Raw genomic sequence first — 3,269 nt, 5'->3', positions numbered from 1 at the left:
ATTGCATCACGCACATGTAATTCCTATATCAGGAAAATCATACAGATTAAAAGATCACTTAAAACAAACAGACTAATTGTACATTTTTATATCATATTTTTTGTACATTAGGTCTTGACATTTTATACCTGTCTCTCTCAATCAAACCGCACTTTTCCAATTCTCCCATCAATCAGGTAGCTTTCTTATCACCACAGTTCAGAGTGCCCATGACTTCTTTCAATGTGAAAATGATATATACTCTTCGTTTTTTATCAATCCACATATTTTTCAAAGATAATGACACAAAATCTAACATCAGACCGTACAGTATCTTTGCTTCTACTGTCAGCTCCTTAAGATTGCTATCTGTAAATAATCGTCTTGGAATACAATAAAAGGCATACTGGTCAGCCTGCTTGGGATAAAAAGAGTCAAATTGCAAACTTCCTCCCCCCTCACTGACGGAGGGCACTGAAAAAGTAGAAAACATCACCTATGTTTGGTAAAATATAAATATCAAATATAGGTAGTGTTTTCTACTTTTTCAGTGCCCTCCTTATAGAAGTGGGGGAATTCTTGGTAATTTTAGTTAAAACAAATTATCTTAAATTAAACTTATCCTATTCCATCATACCCTGCACCACATCAATCGCCTTCTGAAGCTGGTTATCATCACTTTCTTTAATATTAATCTTCTTTGCAAGTTCCTCGTCCAATTCTACCTCTACATCCGGCTTAAGACCTTTTCCATGGATGTTTCTTCCTTTTGGTGTAAAATATTCTGAAGTTGTAAGCTTCACTGCCGAACCATCATCAAGCTTAAATACCGTCTGAACAATGCCTTTTCCAAAGCTTGTCGTACCAACTAATTTTCCAATTCCATAATCTTGAATTGCACCTGCAAATACTTCGGAAGCACTCGCACTATTACCATTAATCAAAACTGCCAGAGGCTTATCAAACTGTTCTTTCCCGGAAGATTTATATTCTTCGCCCTTTCCTTCTTTTGTCTTTGTACTGACAATAACTCCTTTTGGAAGCATGCGGTCTAGCATATCGACAACTGCATCTAGTCTTCCGCCTCCATTTCCCCGAAGATCAATAATCAGTCCTTTTTCACCTTTTTGTTCCAGCTCTTCTAATGCACTTTTAAACTGTTCTGCCGTAACTCCCTCAAAACCGGAAATACGAATATAGCCTATTTTTTCTTTCTCTAGCATTTTAGACTGAACCGTTGGTGTTTCAATTTCTTTTCTTGTTATTGTTACATCAATGACTTCTGTATCACGAAGCAATGACATATCGACCGTAGTTCCTTCCTCACCTTTCATTTTAGAAACAACTTCGGATAAATCTTTTCCTGTTACTTCTTTTCCCTCAACTTTATAAACAATATCTCCCGGTAAAACACCTGCCTCTTCTGCCGGGCTACCTTCAAATGGAGAAACAATTGTAATAACTCCTGATTTTCCATCCTGCATTACAGAAGCACCAATTCCACAATAAGTTCCTGAGGACTTTGTCATTACCTCATCATATTCTTCTTTTGTATAATAAGTGGAATATGGATCATCCAGGCTGGCAAGTAAACCTTTATAAATTCCCTCAGCGTACTGTTTCTTATCTGTATCTCGCAGATAATATGTGTCGATATATTGTTCCAGTAAAGAAACTTTCTTTATAATTTGGGAATTTTCTTCCGCTACATTTCTATTTATTACCAGATTTCCTTTTCCTAATATCAAAAATGCCGCAAGTAGTATAGCAAAAACTGCCGAACCTGCACCAACTAAAACACCTGTCGTAAAACGATTTTTCATAGTATCTCCCATCTCCAATCTGTCATAATTCTTTATTGACTCACATAATTTAATGGATTAACATAAGAACCACCTACCGATATACCAAAATGTAAATGTGCACCTGTAGATACTCCTGTAGAACCAACCGCTGCAATCGTCTGTCCCTGAGATACTTGCTGACCTTTACTTACATTCAGGGAAGAACAGTGCATATACACTGTATATGTGCTATTTCCATGATATATCATGACATAATTACCGGCAGAAGAAGAATAAGTTGCGGTAACAACCGTTCCTCCTTTTGCTGCCAACACAGCAGTTCCCTGTGGTGCTGCAATATCAATCCCCTTATGATAAGTACTTGCTCCTGCAGTTGGTTGATCTCGTCCTCCAAAATAAGAAGTAATTCTTCCTGATACAGCTAATGGCCATCGAAATCCTCCTGCCTGCGTTTGCGTAGAAGAATCCGGTTGTCCCTGATTCTGTGTATTTGAATTTTGCTGTGTCTGCTCTTGCTTTTTCTTTGCTTCTTCCTGTTTCTTCCGTTCCTCTTCTTCCTTCCGCTTTCGCTCTTCCTCTTCAATTCGCTTTCGCTCTTGTTCCAGTAAATCTTCAATTAATGCCTCTTGCTTTTCAATCTCTTCCTGATAAGCATTAACCTGCTCATTTGCATCATCAATTGAACTTTCATACTTCTTTAACTCTTCGTTCTTGCTAACCGTTAATTTCCTAACTGTACTTTTTTCATATGCCAGTTCTTCATTCAGCACATTTAATTCTTCTAATTTGTCCTCTAGTTCCTTTTCCTTTTTAGAAATTTTCTCTTTCATTTCTTTATAATCTTCATACAGTGCATTATCATATTCCGATATTTTTCTGATGTATTCTGCACGGTTCAAAAAATCACTGAAACTTTTTGACTCTAAAAGAATCGCGATATAATCCTGGCTCCCATTTTCATACATATATTGTATGCGAAGCTTCATAGACTCATACTGCCTTTTCTCTTCCTGCTTTGCTTTTACCAATTCCTCTTTTGTAGCAGACAAATTTTTATTTGCAGATTCAATCTTAAGATTCAATGTACTAATCTCTTTGTTAATTTTGTTCATCTGCTTATCTAATTTTTTAATGTAAACAGCTACATTATCTTTCTCAACTTCCAAAGCAGCGATTTCTTTCTCTGTCTGTTTCTTCTTTTTCTGTAATTTTTCTTTTTGTTTTTCCGCCTGACTAATCGTTCCGTTAGAAGCAGCATAACAAACGCCAATCGTTCCACCTGCAACAAAAGCAACTAAAATTCCAATCAGGCAGAGCCGATATATTTTTTTCATCTATAGACGCTCCTTTCTCGCTTAGGTAGTGTCAAAAACTACCCGTATTTTATTTTAAAAATTCTTTTAAAACCTTAATTTATTGGAGGTTTGCAAATAAAAAGAGCATTTACCTCCCATTTTTGATATAATGTCCTCGACCAAAATTCCA

General features: G+C 36.4%; 3 protein-coding genes. All 3 read right to left on the bottom strand.

The genetic code is table 11. From position 1 onward, the window contains the following. Positions 1 to 172: 172 nt before the first annotated feature. The gene (locus FYJ58_RS14460; protein WP_205839286.1) at positions 173 to 424 is read right to left on the bottom strand and encodes a replication initiator protein A; all 252 of its coding nucleotides are present in this window, start codon (positions 422 to 424) and stop codon (positions 173 to 175) included. A gap of 178 nt (positions 425 to 602) precedes the next feature. Next, positions 603 to 1,802 carry a S41 family peptidase gene (locus FYJ58_RS14455; RefSeq protein WP_154520376.1) on the bottom strand — a complete coding sequence of 400 codons (1,200 nt, stop codon included), beginning with the start codon at positions 1,800 to 1,802 and terminating at the stop codon, positions 603 to 605. Positions 1,803 to 1,834: 32 nt separating this feature from the next. Next, positions 1,835 to 3,118 (bottom strand): murein hydrolase activator EnvC family protein, encoded by a 1,284-nt coding sequence (locus FYJ58_RS14450; protein WP_154520375.1) that lies wholly within the window; start codon positions 3,116 to 3,118, stop codon positions 1,835 to 1,837. Between the last annotated feature and the right edge of the window lie 151 nt (positions 3,119 to 3,269).

The sequence above is a fragment of the Velocimicrobium porci genome (assembly GCF_009696045.1).
GTDB classification, from domain to species: Bacteria; Bacillota; Clostridia; order Lachnospirales; family Lachnospiraceae; genus Velocimicrobium; species Velocimicrobium porci.
The sequence above is the reverse complement of the archived record's forward strand: the minus strand, read 5'-3'. Positions and strand labels throughout refer to the sequence as shown.

Coding starts and splice junctions, on each gene's coding strand:
- FYJ58_RS14455 (WP_154520376.1), bottom strand. CDS start 1,802: ATGAAAAATCGTTTTACGACAGGTGTTTTAGTTGGTGCAGGTTCGGCA.
- FYJ58_RS14450 (WP_154520375.1), bottom strand. CDS start 3,118: ATGAAAAAAATATATCGGCTCTGCCTGATTGGAATTTTAGTTGCTTTT.